General features: G+C 66.6%; 14 protein-coding genes. 5 read left to right on the top strand and 9 right to left on the bottom strand.

The features are described 5' to 3' along the window. The first annotated feature begins 48 nt into the window (after window positions 1-48). A complete protein-coding gene (locus J0I42_RS14155; protein ID WP_291655647.1) occupies window positions 49-798 on the top strand; it encodes an extensin-like domain-containing protein in 750 nt (249 codons plus the stop codon). 5 nt (window positions 799-803) lie between these two features. Here J0I42_RS14155 and J0I42_RS14150 read toward each other — a convergent pair whose 3' ends face one another. Next, entirely contained in the window at window positions 804-983 is a 180-nt protein-coding gene (locus tag J0I42_RS14150) for a hypothetical protein (RefSeq protein WP_291655645.1), read from the bottom strand. Between the two features lie 232 nt (window positions 984-1,215). On the opposite strand from J0I42_RS14150, the gene J0I42_RS14145 reads away from it, so the two are divergent. Further along, window positions 1,216-1,650, top strand: coding sequence for a DUF992 domain-containing protein (locus J0I42_RS14145; protein ID WP_291655644.1), 435 nt, complete (start codon window positions 1,216-1,218; stop codon window positions 1,648-1,650). A 163-nt stretch (window positions 1,651-1,813) separates the two neighbouring features. Then, window positions 1,814-2,194, top strand: a complete 381-nt coding sequence (locus J0I42_RS14140; protein ID WP_291655643.1) for a response regulator — start codon at window positions 1,814-1,816, stop codon at window positions 2,192-2,194. Window positions 2,195-2,204: 10 nt separating this feature from the next. Here J0I42_RS14140 and J0I42_RS14135 read toward each other — a convergent pair whose 3' ends face one another. The 5 genes from J0I42_RS14135 to polA all read right to left on the bottom strand — a co-directional run bounded on the left by J0I42_RS14135 (window position 2,205) and on the right by polA (window position 8,561). Beyond that, a complete protein-coding gene (locus J0I42_RS14135; RefSeq protein ID WP_291655641.1) occupies window positions 2,205-3,596 on the bottom strand; it encodes a sensor histidine kinase in 1,392 nt (463 codons plus the stop codon). A gap of 79 nt (window positions 3,597-3,675) precedes the next feature. Next, window positions 3,676-4,101 carry a hypothetical protein gene (locus J0I42_RS14130; protein ID WP_291655640.1) on the bottom strand — a complete coding sequence of 142 codons (426 nt, stop codon included), beginning with the start codon at window positions 4,099-4,101 and terminating at the stop codon, window positions 3,676-3,678. 2 nt (window positions 4,102-4,103) lie between these two features. Next, a complete protein-coding gene (locus J0I42_RS14125) occupies window positions 4,104-4,463 on the bottom strand; it encodes a DUF883 C-terminal domain-containing protein (RefSeq protein ID WP_291655639.1) in 360 nt (119 codons plus the stop codon). 118 nt (window positions 4,464-4,581) lie between these two features. Then, the gene (locus tag J0I42_RS14120) at window positions 4,582-5,001 is read right to left on the bottom strand and encodes an AI-2E family transporter (RefSeq protein WP_291655638.1); all 420 of its coding nucleotides are present in this window, start codon (window positions 4,999-5,001) and stop codon (window positions 4,582-4,584) included. Between the two features lie 515 nt (window positions 5,002-5,516). Further along, the gene (polA, locus tag J0I42_RS14115) at window positions 5,517-8,561 is read right to left on the bottom strand and encodes a DNA polymerase I (RefSeq protein WP_291655637.1); all 3,045 of its coding nucleotides are present in this window, start codon (window positions 8,559-8,561) and stop codon (window positions 5,517-5,519) included. A 94-nt stretch (window positions 8,562-8,655) separates the two neighbouring features. Here polA and J0I42_RS14110 point away from each other — a divergent pair, with 94 nt between their 5' ends. Further along, window positions 8,656-9,321: a nitroreductase family protein gene (locus tag J0I42_RS14110; RefSeq protein WP_465247680.1), complete on the top strand. Its 666-nt coding sequence runs from the start codon at window positions 8,656-8,658 to the stop codon at window positions 9,319-9,321. A 9-nt stretch (window positions 9,322-9,330) separates the two neighbouring features. Here J0I42_RS14110 and J0I42_RS14105 read toward each other — a convergent pair whose 3' ends face one another. After that, window positions 9,331-10,269: an aldo/keto reductase gene (locus tag J0I42_RS14105; RefSeq protein WP_291655636.1), complete on the bottom strand. Its 939-nt coding sequence runs from the start codon at window positions 10,267-10,269 to the stop codon at window positions 9,331-9,333. A gap of 200 nt (window positions 10,270-10,469) precedes the next feature. Here J0I42_RS14105 and J0I42_RS14100 point away from each other — a divergent pair, with 200 nt between their 5' ends. Next, a complete protein-coding gene (locus J0I42_RS14100; RefSeq protein ID WP_291655635.1) occupies window positions 10,470-11,309 on the top strand; it encodes a universal stress protein in 840 nt (279 codons plus the stop codon). Window positions 11,310-11,355: 46 nt separating this feature from the next. On the opposite strand, the gene typA is transcribed toward J0I42_RS14100, so the two are convergent. Together typA and J0I42_RS14090 are read right to left on the bottom strand one after the other, a co-directional pair. Further along, complete coding sequence (typA, locus tag J0I42_RS14095; RefSeq protein ID WP_291655634.1) at window positions 11,356-13,179, bottom strand: translational GTPase TypA; 1,824 nt, start codon at window positions 13,177-13,179, stop codon at window positions 11,356-11,358. A gap of 154 nt (window positions 13,180-13,333) precedes the next feature. Then, the gene (locus J0I42_RS14090; protein ID WP_291655632.1) at window positions 13,334-14,635 is read right to left on the bottom strand and encodes a TAXI family TRAP transporter solute-binding subunit; all 1,302 of its coding nucleotides are present in this window, start codon (window positions 14,633-14,635) and stop codon (window positions 13,334-13,336) included. Between the last annotated feature and the right edge of the window lie 32 nt (window positions 14,636-14,667).

Here is a 14,667-nt window from a genome sequence, read left to right as displayed (position 1 = left end):
ACAGGACGGAGCATTGCGGCCACGCTTACTGCCATCGGACTCTGGGTCGTGCCCCTAGCGAGCACGGCCGCACCCGTAACGGCACCATTCTCCACGCAGCGCCCTCCGCCGCGGCCGCCAGAGTTGCGCCCCTCGGTCCCGGATGGAGCCGCAAAGCCCGAACCGGTGAGCGGGGCGCCGGCTCTTGCGAATAGCGGCGGCTCAACCGCACCACCGACGCAGAGCTCCTGCCTGTCGATCCTGGCCGCCATCCCCGGCAACCGGGTCAACGCCGCCGCCCCAGCCGCGGGGGATACCGATTCCGCATGCCGGATCAGCGAGCCCGTCCGCGTCGGAGCTCTTGCCGTCACGGGATCGGGTGGAGCCGTGACCGTATCCTTCGAACCGCCTCCGCTGCTGAGTTGCGCCATGGCGAGAACGCTGGCCGACTGGCTCGATCGCAGCGTCCAGCCGCTGGTGCGCGGGCATTTCGACCGGGATCTTGCGGCCTTGCGCGTCGGCGGCGGCCATGAGTGCCGGCGCCGCAACCGTGCCTCGGCGGGACCGATCAGCGAGCATGCCACCGGTCAGGCTCTGGACATCTTCGCCTTCAAGCTGGGGAGCGGCGGTAACGCGTCAGAGGTCGTTGTGGAGAAGCCCGGAGGCCTGGCGCAGAACCGCTTCCTCGATGCCGTCAGGCAATCGGCCTGCGGTGCGTTCATGACGACGCTGGGGCCGGGTTCGGACGCCGCCCATGCCAATCATCTTCATGTGGATATCCAGGAGCGCCGCTCTCGTGCGTCCCGCTTCTGCCAATAGCGGAATCAGCGCGGAAACGCGTCCGTCCCGAAATGCAGAAGAAAGCCTTGCACGTCGCCCGACAAAGCGATTTCGCCGACCAACCGCAAGCCGCTGCGACGCGCAGCCATCACCGCCAGGGCAGCCTCCCGATCGAGGCCCGTGGCGATCAGATCCTCGAGCTCCCAGAATGGCGGCAGGGCCATCACGAAATCGGGATCGATTATTGTGGGGGTTTCCCCAAGCGGACGACTCACGGACATCGACATTCCCATGCCAAGATGAAACGCCAACGCTACAAACTCCTCCCGGTTCCCTAGCGCGGAACTATGGGTTTCTTGGGGCGTTTGTCCCGCCAGTTCACGAGGAACATTCGCGATGAGCCGAGGGCATTCCCGATCCTGTCTAGCCGCTCTCGCCTTAGCCGGCCTTATAGGAATGTACGAGCCTGCCGCCGCGCAGCCTTCCGGCCCCCCGACGGGGCGCCTGTCCTGCACCGTCGGCAGCAATTTCGCCGCCATCACCAAGTCGCAGCGCCCGACCGAGTGCCGGTTCAGGCCGCGCCGCGGGCCGACACAGCATTATACGGGTGTCGTGCGCAGCTTCAGCCTGGATCTCGGCGCGGTCCGGACCGCGACCATGGTCTGGCGCGTCTACGGCCCCTATGCGCGCGCGCCGCTGGGCGCGCTGAGCGGGCCCTACAAGAGCGGCAGCGTGACCGCGCCATCCTCTCCGGGCAACGCACTTTCCGGCGGCAAGGACAATGAAGCAACCTTGCTGCCGTTGCCGATACAGGGCAATCGGGGCATCAATGTCGCGATCGGCGTGACTGCTCTCGAATTGACACTCGTCCAACCGGGACGCCGGCGGTGACGCTGCGAAACGAAGACGCAATTACCTTTTGCTAACCTTGACCGCTCAAAATCGACTCAAATCCAAAGCTTTCCGCCATGCTGGGGCGCCAGAGCAGGAACATCGCCAATCCTGTCACGTTGAGACCGCGTAACAGGATTGCAGTGAGTGAGAGAGCCGGTCGATGGCTGATATCCGCGTACTCATCGTCGAGGACGACCCGTTCATCGCGATGGACATCGAGAGTGCCGTGGCCGAGCAGCTCGGCGACGGAGTGGAACTGATCGTGGTCGAATCCGTGGCCGAGGCGCGGCGGATGACGACGAAGCAGTTTGCCTGCGCCCTGCTCGACATCGACGTCGTCGGCGGCAAGACCTTCGATGTCGCGAGCACCCTCCAGGAAACCGGAACACCCTTCGCCTTCGTCTCCGGGTCGGCGCCGCATGAGGTGCCCACGGCTCTGCGCGGCGTCCGCTTCCTGCGCAAGCCCTTTTCGACACGCGAGGTCGCGGCCTTTGTCAAAAGCGCCGTGGGTTCGCCGCGCCTCAAGGCGCTGCAAGGCTGACGCGGCGGCTTCAGGCCTGAGCCGGAAGGATTTCCCGCTTCGGAAAGACGATCACCACCCGCGTACCCGGACGCTCAGCCTGCTCCGGGTGCAGGGGCTGCGAGGTCATCATCGCCCGCATGCTGCGCAGCAGGCTTGCGATCACCGTCTGGCCCAGCCCCTTGCTGACAGTCTCCGCGGGCATGCCGACGCCATCATCCTCGATCGTCATCGCAAGCGCGGGCTCGCCCTCGTAATCCGTCGGCGCGAAGCGGATGACGATCTGCCCGGACAGGCCGTCGGGGAAGGCATGCTTGATGGCATTGGTCACGAGTTCGTTGACGATGACGACGAAGGAAACCGCATCGCGCCCGGGCAGGCGGATCGATTCCATGTCGAGCTCGATCCGGATCGGCCGGCCTTCTGCCGACTTGCCGATCTCGGCGAGCAGGTCTTCCATATAGGGCCGGGCATCGATCTCGTCGGTCTCGATGTCCAGGCGCAGGCGACGCTGCCCGGCAGCGATCGCCTGGATACGTGACTGGGCCTGCGCCAGCGCCGCCTTGACCGCGGGCTCGCGCGTCTGGCGACTCTGGACATTGAGCAGGGCCGAGACCATGGCGAGGTTGTTGCCGACCCGGTGATTGACGTCGCGCAGCAGCGCCTCGATGCGCAGGCGCTCGCTTTCGAGCTGGCTGGTGCGCTCGCCGACGATCCGCTCGAGCTCGGCGTTGCTGATCGCAAGCGCATTGCTGCGGCGCTGGCGGCGACGCAATTGCTGCCAGGCGGCGAAGGCGAGGCCGGCGAGCGCGATGACGATTCCGGTACTGCCCCAGAGACGGCGGCGCTCCTCCCGGCCGTAAAGCGACCTCAACCGGATATTCTCGCTTAGCTGGATTGCCTGGACGGTATCGCGCAGCCGGTCCATGGCGGCGATGCTGCTTTCGCTGCGAACCAGCTCCAGCGCCTCCGTCCGGCGGCCGGCGCGCTCCAGCGAGATCGTCTGGTCGAGCTCCGCCAACTTGACGGCCATGTCCGTGCGCAGCGTCGCGACCCGCTCCTTCTGGACCGGATCGGCATCGACCAGCGCGGCCAGAATATCGAGCTCGGGGCCCGCCGCAGCCCGCCCCTCGGTGAAAGGCTCGAGATAGTCGGCCTCGCCGGTCAGCAGGAAGCCGCGCTGCCCGGTCTCGGCATCGCGCATCCGGCCGAGGAAGCGCTCGGCCCGCTCGCGGATCTCGATCGCGTGGGAGACACGGTCCGCTGTCTGTCGCGCCTGCTGGTTGATCCAGGCGGCCAGGACGACCGCCGCCGCCACGACGCCAATCGCGATGATCGTGGTCGACGCCGAGCGAAAGCGCGCGCCGATGACCGGAAGAACCGGGATCGGAAGGCGGTTGCGAGGCCTCACCTGAGCAGACATGCAGGTCTTGTTAAGGGACGCATGACGACATCCCTATGTAAAAAGACATGCCTCGTAAATGCCGCCGCTTGGCGCGGAATCAGGCTTCCCCTTGGTCATCCGAGCCGCCCGCGACTATCTGGCGACCCAGAATCGCGCCAAGCACGACAATCCCGCCGGCCAGCGCGATGCGCCAGCTCAGGCGCGAGCCGATGAGCTTTGCGGCGAGCGGCGCAGCCGCAAGAGCCGCCGTCGCCGCAGGGCGCGGCGCCCGGCGCCGGCCCTTGACGATGGCGGCCACGCCCAGCGCCAGCAAGGCCGCGAGGAAAAGACCCCCGCTAATCCAGAGGCTGGCGGCAACAGCGCCGTATTGCAGCGCCAGAACGGTATGCAGGGCATTCAGCGCATAGCCGCCAGCGCAGAACATGAGCAGCGCGGCGAGGCCGAACAGGCCGTAGACGATGACATTGCGCCTCACCACCCCGGACACCTCCGAGGCGATGAAGGATCCGATCCCCCCGAACATGATCAGCGAGCCGACAGGAAGCCGACGAACAGGCCGATGGCGGCCGCTACGCCGAGCGCGCGCAAGGGCCGCTCGCGAATCTCGTCCTCGATCAGCCGCTGCAACTCGGTCGCCTGCTCCTTGGCGACGTCGACCATCTTGTCGGTGTCCACGCCGACGGCGCGCAGGCGTTCGCTGACGGTCGCGGCGATATCCTCCGCGCTGCGGGTCAGGGTGTCCTCAAGCGCACTCGCCTGGCGCCGGGCGCGGGCTCCTGCCTGCCGCGTCTCGGCCGCGATCTCCTCGGCGCCAGCCTCGACCTCGGCCTTCGCACGCCTGGCGGCGGCAGCGGCCTGACGTTTCGCGGGTGTCGTTGTGGCCATGGCAGTGTCGTCCTGTCGCTGATGGAAATTCGGATGGTGGCGAGGAGGCGCGGCGACCGCAAGGGCCACCGCTCGATCGGGCAACGCTTATGCGCGCGTTCTGTTCCGGAAACGGCGTTCAGGCGGCCTGAACTTCCCCGGCCTCCTCGGCATCGGCCTTCGCCTGATCGCGGCGATAGCGCGCGAACTCCTCCTGCGCGACCATGGCCACGATGACGATCGGCGTCGAGAGCACGGCGCCCACAGGCTCCCACAGCCAGAGCCAGAAGATGAAGGCGATGAAGACGAGGAAGGGCGAGATCATCAGGAGATTGCCGACGAACACGGGCGTGACCGCGTTGCCCTCGATCAGGTGCAGAATATAGCAGGCCGACGCCGGCCAAAGCGCGGCAAGGATCGAGGATGCATCGAGCAGCGCGCCCGCCAGTAGCAGGATCGCCACGATGACCGGGCCGATGAAGGCCAGATAGTTGAGCAGGAAGGCGAGCGCCCCCCAGAAGACCGGGAAGGGCAGCCCCGCAAGCCGGGCGATCGCCATGCAGCCGCGTGCTGCGGCACCTGGTAACGCGCCAGCCAATCGACGAGCGGTCCGAGCACGAGGCCGAAGATGACGCCCGCCGTAACAGGCATGGCGATGACCCTGGCCAAGGACAGCGATCCCGTCGCCAGGATGACGAAGATACTGACGATGGCGTAGTGGACGATGAGGTCATGCTCGTCGGCCGTGACCTCTGGGCTGTCCTCCACCGGGTCCGGCTCCGCCATGTCGCGCGGAAAGGGCCGCCAGGCCGATGAGCTGAGCATGGGATGTTTCCAACGCACGAACCGCTCCGCCCTGGCGCGTCGGCAGGATCAACGTCAGCGGGATCGGCCGGGTTCCGGTTGGATCATGGCCCAAACGAAACCATCACAGCCCTCATCCCGTGGAGCCGCACCAGCGGCATCTCGGGGGATGCTCGGGAGGCTCCGGCGACAACTGGAGCATCCTTCGAGACACGAGCTTTTGCCACACTCCCCAGGACAAGGGCGCGAAGGCGCCGTGCCGTCCGGCTCTCAGTGGGCCTCGTCCCAGTTGTCGGCAGCGCGGGCCTCGACCGCGAGCGGCACGCGCAATTGCACGGCCGGATGCGGCGCATCGACCATCACCTGCTCGATAATCGGCAGAGTCTTCTCGACTTCGGCTTCAGGCACCTCGAAGACGAGCTCGTCATGGACCTGCAGCAGCATGCGGGCATTGAGGCGGTTCGCGGCGAGCGCATTGTCCATGCGGGTCATCGCCCGGCGGATGATGTCGGCGGCCGAACCCTGGATCGGGGCGTTGATCGCCTGACGCTCGACGAAGGCGCGCTCGGAGGGATTCTTCGAGGCGACCGCCGGGAAATGGCAGACACGGCCGAAGATCGTGGTGACCTGGCCATGGGCGCGCACATGCGTCTTGGTCTGGTCCATGTAGTCGCGGATGCCGGGGAAGCGCTCGAAATACTTGCGGATATAGGCGCTCGCCTCCTCGCGGCCGATGCCGAGCTGGTTGGCGAGGCCGAAGGCCGAGATGCCGTAGATGATGCCAAAATTGATCGCCTTGGCGCGGCGGCGCACCTCGCTCGGCATGCCCTGGACCGGCACGCCGAACATCTCGGACGCCGTCATCGCGTGGATGTCGATGCCATCCGCGAAAGCCTGCCGGAGCTGCGGGATCTCGGCGATATGGGCGAGCAGGCGCAATTCGATCTGGCTGTAGTCGGCCGAGACCAGCTTGAAGCCCTTCTCCGGGACGAAGGCGGTGCGGATCTTGCGGCCGGCCTCAGTGCGGATCGGGATGTTCTGCAGGTTCGGCTCCGACGAGGAGAGCCGGCCCGTCGTCGTCGCCGCGAGCGCATAGGAGGTGTGAACCCGGTTGGTCTCAGGGTTCACATAGCCCGGCAGTGAATCCGTATAGGTCGATTTCAGCTTGGCGAGCTGGCGCCATTCCAGGATTTTCGAGGGCAGCGCATGGCCCTGCTCGGCGAGGTCTTCGAGCACGCCGGCGCCGGTCGCCCATTGGCCGGTCGCGGTCTTCTTGGCGCCTTCCAGCCCCATCTTGCCGAACAGGATGTCGCCGAGCTGCTTGGGGCTGCCAATGGTGAATTTCTCGCCGGCGAGCTCGTAGATCTCATCCTCCAGCCGGGCCAGACCCTGCGCGAAATCGCCGGAAAGCCGCGAGAGGATCTGCCGGTCGATCGCGATGCCGCGGCGCTCCATGCGGACGAGGACTTCCACCATCGGCCGCTCCAGAACCTCGTAGACCGCCGTCTTCTTCTCGGCCACGAGGCGCGGCTTCAGCGCCAGCCAGAGCCTGAGCGTGATATCGGCATCCTCAGCGGCATAATCCGTCGCCTTGTCGAGCGGCACCTTGTCGAAGGTGATCTGGTTCTTGCCGGTCCCGGCGACCTGCGCATACGGAATCGTCTCATGACCGAGATGCAGTTCCGAGAGCTTGTCCATGCCATGGCTGTTGCTGCCGGCATCGAGCGCATAGGAGATCAGCATCGTGTCCTCAATCGGGGACACGCTGAGGCCATGGCGCTCCAGCACCAGCAGGTCATATTTCAGGTTCTGGCCGATCTTGAGCACACCTGCGTCCGACAGCAGGGGCTTGAGCGCCGCGACGGCCTGCGCCAGCGGAATCTGGTCGGCCAGCAGGCCCTCGTCGAAGAGCCCGCCGTCGCCGCCGCGATGCTGGAGCGGGATGTAGCAGGCACGGCCCGGCGCAACGGCGAGCGAGATGCCGGCGAGATCAGCCTGCATCGCATCGAGCGAGGTGGTCTCAGTGTCGAGCGCGACATGGCCAGCCTCATAAGCCCAGCCGATCCAGCGATCGAGATCGGCGAGCGTACGCACGCATTCGTATTTGGAGCGGTCGATCTTGCCGGCGATCGCCTCGCTCCTGCGGGCGGCGGCGAGATCGGCCGGCTTCATCCAGCCGTCCTCGCCGCCGGCCGCGACTGAAGCGTTGGCGGCAGGCGCGGAAGAGGCGGCCGGAGCAGAGGCAGGCGTCACAGTCCCGGCGGCGTCGGCGCCGGCATAGAGGGCCTTCAACTCGGCCGCGCGCGCCCCGCCGGGAGCCAGAGCCGGATCGGCATCGACGGCGCCGACATCCGCCTCATAGGCCTCGGCCACGCGCTTGGTGATGGTGGTGAACTCCATCGCCTTGAGGAAGGCGATGAGCCTGGCCGGATCGGGCTGCTCCAGCGTCAGGTTTTCCAGCGGCGTCTCGACCTTCACGTCGTCGACGAGGCTGACGAGCTTGTGGGAGATGCGGACCTTCTCGACCACCTCGGGATTGGTCAGTGTCTCCCGGCGCTTGGGCTGCTTGATCTCGCCGGCGCGCGCCAGCAGGGTTTCGAGGTCGCCATATTCGCCGATGAGCTGGGCCGCCGTCTTGATGCCGATGCCGGGAGCGCCCGGCACATTGTCGGTGGCGTCGCCAGCGAGCGCCTGCACATCGGTGACCTTGTCGGGCATGACGCCGAAATACTCGACGACCTCGGGCTCGCCGATCCTGCGCTCGGCGCGGAAGCCCGCGCCTTTCTTCTGGTCGCCGGAGGCGGGATCGTACATGGCAACGCCCGGCTTCACGAGCTGCATGAGATCCTTGTCGGCGGAGACGATCAATACGTCGGCGCCGGCCTCGCGAGCCTGCTTCGCATAGGTCGCGATCAGGTCGTCAGCCTCGTAGACATCCTGCTCGACCGGGATGAGGCCGAAGGCGCGCACGGCCTCGCGCATCAGCGGGAACTGGGGAATGAGATCGGGGGGCGGGTCGGAGCGGTTGCCCTTGTAGGCCGGGTAGATCGCCTTGCGGAACGAGTTCTCCGACTTGTCGAAGACGATGGCGAGATGGGTCGGCCGGACGCCGAGCACGCCCTCGCGCACGAACTGGAACAGCTTGGTCGCGAAGAGCCGGACGGCGCCGGAGGGCAGCCCGTCCGAACGGGCATTGTACTTCCGGTCCTGATTGATCGACTGGAAATAGGCCCGGAAGATGAAGTTCGAGCCGTCGACCAGGAAGAGATGGTCGCCGGGCTTCAGGGCGGGGGCGGTCGTGGCTTTGTCGCTCATGGCGCGGACCATAGGCGGGCTGGCGCAACGGGTCCATTGCATCCGGCCCGCTATTCGCAGCAAGCTGGCCAAAACACGTCAGGAGCGAAGTGTCGTGAGCCCCTATGTCACCATGCCCCTCGCCTTCGAGGGCGTTCCCGAAGCCGAGATGCAGGGACGTGCGGACGCTTTCCTCGCCCGCATGCGCAAACGCCGCACCGTGCGTGACTTCTCCGACAGGCCGGTGCCGCGGGAACTGATCGAGACGGCGGTCCGCGTCGCGGGCACCGCCCCTTCAGGCGCCAATCAGCAACCCTGGAGCTTCGTCTGCATTGCCGACCCACAGCGCAAGACGCTGATCCGCGAAGGCGCGGAAGAGGAGGAGCGCGCATTCTACGCCGGCCGTGCCGGAGAGGAATGGCTCGACGCGCTCGCCCATCTCGGGACGGACGACAAGAAACCCTTCCTGGAGACCGCGCCCTGGCTGATCGCGATCTTCGCCCAGCGCTGGGGCGTCGATGCGGAGGGGAACAGGATCAAGCACTATTACGTGCCGGAATCGGTGGGCATCGCCACCGGCTTCCTGATCGCGGCACTGCACGACGCGGGCCTCGCGACGCTGACGCATACGCCGGCGCCGATGAATTTCCTCAACGCGATCTGCGGACGGCCCGACAACGAGAAGGCACTGATCCTGCTCGTCGTCGGCTATCCCCGGGAGGATTGCCGCGTCCCGGCCATCGGCAAGAAGCCGCTGGAGGAGATCGCGACCTTTCTCTGAAGGGGCGGCTTACGCCGTGATCTTGTCGATCTCGGCAAGGTCTTCCGCGCTCAGCACCCAGTCGGCCGCCTTGACGTTGGCGGCGACCTGCTCCGGCCTGGTCGCGCCGGCGATGACGCTGGAGACGACGGGCTGCGCCGCGAGCCACGAGAAGGCGAGCTCGACCAGCGTATGGCCGCGCTGCTCGGCGAAGGCGGTCAGGCCCTCGATGCGGCGCCAGTTATCCTCGCTGAAGATTTCGCCGGCGCGCTGCGGCAGCTTGGTCAGTCGCGCGCCTTCCGGCATCGCCGCGCCACGCTTGTATTTTCCGGTAAGCGCGCCATTGGCGAGCGGGAAATAGGGCAGCAGGCCCATGCCGTAATGGGCGATGGCCGGGATCAGATCCTTTTCGGCACCGCGCTTCAGCAGGCTGTACTCGTCCTGCGCCGAGGCGAAACCGGGAATGCCGAGATCGCGCGCGGTCCAGTGCGCATCGGCGACCTGCCAGGCGACGAGGTTCGAGCAGCCGATATAGCGGACCTTGCCCTGGCGGACGAGATCATCGAGCGCACGCAGGGTCTCCTCGATCGGGGTCAGCGGGTCGGGCCGGTGGAGCTGGTAGAGATCGAGCCAGTCGGTCTTGAGGCGCCGGAGCGAATCCTCGACGGCGGTCATGATGTAGCGGCGCGAGCCGCCCTTCTTCACGCCCTCGGCATCCATGTCCATGCCGAACTTGCTGGCGAGCACGATCTGCTTGCGCCGCGCGCCCAGCACCTCGCCCAGCGCCGTCTCGGAGCCCCCGCGCTCGCCATACATATCGGCGGTGTCGAACAGGGTGATGCCATGCTCGATCGCGGCATCGACGACCTTGCGCGTCGCGTCGAGATCGATGCGGCCGCCGAAATTGTTGCAGCCCAGCCCGACGAGCGAGACGCGCAGGCCGGAGCGGCCGAGATTGCGGAACTGCATGGTGGTGATCCTTCTCCAAGAGCCGCAACAGGATCAGACCGGGCGACAGGCGACAAGCGCGGCCATCGTCACCCGAGCACTGCGCTCCACGCAGGACGAAGCGCATCACCGGCTTCCCAAGGTATTTGACGCAGCGCAAGGCGAGAACCCGATGATTGGGCAAACCTGTCCCCGAGAGTGACCAACAACCGGAGATTTCGATGGCCCCGTCGATCAAGAGCGTCTTTACCGCTTACACCGAGGAAGGTCAGGGCGAACGCGAATCCGCACTGGGCTACGCCCTGTCGCTCGCACAGAAGGCGGGCGCACATCTGACGATCCAGGCTGCCGCGATGCGCTATGCGGTTCCGGCCTCGCTGGTCGGAGATTTCGGCGTCGCCTTCGTCCATGCCGAGAACCGGCGCATCGACGCGTTGGCGGAGCGCTTTGCCGAACTCGCGCGGACGAGTGCCGACCTTGCCGGCGTCACCAGCACGATCGAGACACCTCACCTGGTCTATGCCGAACTCGGTGATCGCCTGGTCAGCCATGCCCGTGTCCACGACCTCAGCGTGCTCGACCTCGAAACGGACGCCGCCGAACGCGACCGCGGCCTGATTGAGGCCGCGCTGTTCGACAGCGGCCGCCCGGTGATCATCGTCCCGCCGGGCTGCGAAGCCTTCGCCGCCAAGCGCATCCTGATCGCCTGGGACGGCAGTGCCAGCGCGGCCCGCACCGTGGCCGAGCTCAGGCCATTCCTGCCGGGCGCCGAGGTCGAGATCCTGTCCGTCACGGGCGAGAAGGATCTGTCGCGCCTCGTGGCCGGCGCCGAGCTCGCGCCGCATCTGTCGCGACACGGCGCTGCCGTCTCCGTGCGCAACGTCGCCGTCTCCGGCGGGAACGACGTAGCCGAGACGATACGGCAGGCGGCAACCCATTTCGGCGCCGACCTCGTCGCCTGCGGCGCCTACAAGCACTCGCGGCTGCGCGAATGGCTGCTCGGCGGCGTCACGCAGTCGCTGCTGAAATCGACGCCGCTCCCGCTCCTGATGAGCCACTGAGCCAGCCAGACATGAAAAGGGCCGCCCTATCCGGCGGCCCAATTCCTCAGGCCACTTCGGCCTTCTGCTTCTGCGAGCGCTTGCGCTCGTTGGGATCGAGGATGCTCTTGCGCAGGCGGATCGACTTCGGCGTGACCTCGACGAGCTCGTCGTCGTCGATCCAGGCCAGCGAACGCTCCAGCGTCATGCGGATCGGCGGGGTCAGGCGCACCGCCTCGTCCTTCGAAGTGGTGCGGATATTGGTGAGCTTCTTGCCCTTGAGCACGTTCACCTCGAGATCGTTCTCGCGGGTGTGCTCGCCGACGATCATGCCCTGATAGACCTTCCAGCCGGGCTCGATCATCATCGGGCCGCGATCCTCGAGGTTCCACAGCGCATAGGCGACGGCCTCGCCGGTCTCCATCGCGATCAGCACGCCGTTGCGGCGGCCGGCGATCTCGCCCTTGTAGGGCATGTACTCGTGAAAGACGCGGTTCATGATCGCGGTGCCGCGGGTGTCCGTCAGCAACTCGCCCTGATAGCCGATGAGGCCGCGGGTCGGAGCGTGGAAGACAAGGCGCAGGCGGTTGCCGCCGGAGGGACGCATCTCCAGCATGTCGGCCTTGCGCTCCGACATCTTCTGCACGACGACGCCGGAATGCTCCTCGTCGACGTCGATCAGGACTTCCTCGATCGGCTCCAGAAGCTGGCCGCTGGCGTCACGCTGCAGCACGACGCGGGGGCGCGAGACGCCGAGCTCGAAGCCCTCGCGGCGCATCGTCTCGATCAGGATCGCAAGCAGGAGCTCGCCGCGCCCGGAAACCACGAAGGAATCCTTATCGGTCGATTCCTCGACCTTGAGCGCGACATTGCCCTCCGCCTCCTTGAAGAGACGGTCTCGGATCATGCGGCTGGTGACCTTGTCACCCTCGGTGCCGGCAAGCGGGGAATCGTTGACCGCAAAGGTCATCGACACCGTCGGCGGATCGATCGGCTGTGCCTTGATCGCCTCGGTGACGGAAGGATCGCAGAAGGTGTCGGCGACGGTGCCCTTCACCAGGCCCGCGATCGAGACGATGTCACCCGCGACAGCTTCCTCGATCGGCTGGCGCTCGATGCCGCGGAAGGCGAGAATCTTCGAGATGCGCCCGGTCTCGACGGTCGTCCCGTCGCCGGAGAGCACCTTGATGGTCTGGTTCGGCTTGGCCGTACCAGAGGTGACGCGGCCGGTGATGATGCGGCCGAGATAGGGATTGGCCTCCAGCAGCGTGCCGATCATGCGGAACGGGCCGTCCTCGACCTTCGGGGCCGGCACATGCTTGAGAATGAGATCATACATCGGCGCCAGGCCCTGATCCTGCGGGCCTTCCGGCGAGTGCGCCATCCAGCCCTGCTTGCCCGAGCCGTAGAGGATCGGAAAGTCGAGCTGCTCGTCGGTGGCGTCGAGCGCGGCGAAGAGGTCGAAGACCTCATTGATGACTTCCTGGGTGCGGGCGTCCGCCTTGTCGACCTTGTTGATCGCGACGATCGGACGAAGGCCGAGCTTCAGCGCCTTCGAGACCACGAACTTGGTCTGCGGCATCGGGCCTTCGGCGGCATCGACCAGCACGATGGCCGAGTCGACCATGTTCAGGATGCGCTCGACCTCGCCGCCGAAATCGGCGTGGCCGGGGGTGTCCACGATGTTGATGCGCGTGTCCTTCCAGACGACCGAGGTCGCCTTGGCCAGGATGGTGATGCCGCGCTCCTTCTCGATGTCGTTCGAGTCCATCACGCGCTCGGCGACGCGCTGGTTGTCACGGAACGCGCCGGACTGCTGCAGCAGCTTGTCGACAAGCGTGGTCTTGCCATGGTCGACGTGCGCGATGATGGCGATGTTGCGCAGGGACATGCGGGTCTGGGCCTTGCTTTCAAGGCCACGAGCCGGCCAGGTTCGAAGCCCTGCCGGCGCAGCCTGTTTCACGTGAATCTGGAGTTCGTTGCGCTGCACATAAACGCTGACGGGCTTTTCGGCAACCGCGGACGCTGCCGAAAAGTAAATGCGCTCACCCTTCCGCCAATGCGCGCTGCCGTTCGGCGACGGCCCGGCCGACCTGATCGATGGCGAGCCGGTAGGCAGCGAGCGCCGCCGTATCGAGGTCACCCTTGGCGTAATCGGCAAGCACGCGCGTCAGGATCTGGTCGGCCTCGCGGCCAAGCCGCGTCAGCTCCGCCTCGTCCTCGCAGGCGCGGATCACCGCCAGAAGCTCCAGCAATTCGTCGAGGCCGGACATGGCGTGCCGGCGGCGATTGGCACTTTCACGGCTGAGGATGGCGGCACCGCCGGTGCCGAGCGCCGACAAGGCCATCACGCCGATATAGAACCAGTCGCCATAACGATCGAAGAAACTCTCCTGCTCGCCGTCGATATAAGCGGCGGCGCCGGAATGGACCGGCAGGGGCGCATCCTTGTCGGTCGAGGGCGTCTCGAGCGCCTGCACGGCCGGCAGTTCCGACGCCAGCGTAAGGCGCAGGCCGAGAATGTCCTTGGTCAGCTCGCCGACGAGGTTGTCGTCGAGACTCTGTGCCGCGACGAGACGCGAGGTGATCGAGATGGTCTGCAGGCTTTCGGCCGGGCGCGGGGGGTCGCCGCCAAGGGCGCCGCGCACGATCTCGCCGGCTTCGATCCCACGATAGTGCGCCGCGAGCGCATCCGCCTCGCGGACCGGGATCAGCACGGGGTCGTTGCCCCAGCCCTCGCGCAGGCGGCGCAAGCTGTCGTTATTGGTGTGCGAGCCGACGGCATTGATCGAAAAAAAGACGTCGATGCGCTTCTCCTTCGCCGCCGGGACGATCTCCTCCTGGCTGAGCCTGACGATCTCGACCTCCTCGGGCCGGACCTCGTATTGCGCCAGCACCCGCTTCAGCAGGGCGATATTACCAGCCGGATTGCGCGAAACCCCGATCCTGCGGCCGCGCAATTCGGCGATGCGGCCGATCGCCGTCCCGGCCCGCGTGATGAAGAACGGAAAGGTCCGGCGCGTGATCAGGACCGTGTCGGCGGTGGAGGGCATCGCGATGTCGGCGCGCAGCATGGCGAGATCGGCCTGGCCCGCATCAATCTTCTTCGCGCTGTCTTCGGAGCCCTCCGTCAGGACGAGACGCAGCCGCACCGAGGCCTTGTCACGATTGAGACCCTGCACGAAGGCGGCAGCCATGCGGGCATCCTCGGAGCCGAGCGGCCCGACGGCGAGGCGCAGTGTCCGCGGCTGGCCGATATAGTAGAATACCGCCACGACGAGGCCGGTCACGGCCAGAAGCCCTGCCGCCATCGCCAGCCCACGCCTGCCCATGCCCAGCCGGATCAATCAACGCCCCCATCTTCGTCCCCGCAGAATGG

It is taken from the genome of Allobosea sp. (assembly GCF_017308015.1).
In the GTDB taxonomy this organism is placed as follows: domain Bacteria; phylum Pseudomonadota; class Alphaproteobacteria; order Rhizobiales; family Beijerinckiaceae; genus Allobosea.
Note: the sequence above shows the minus strand (reverse complement) of the source record. Positions and strands in the feature narration are given on the sequence as shown.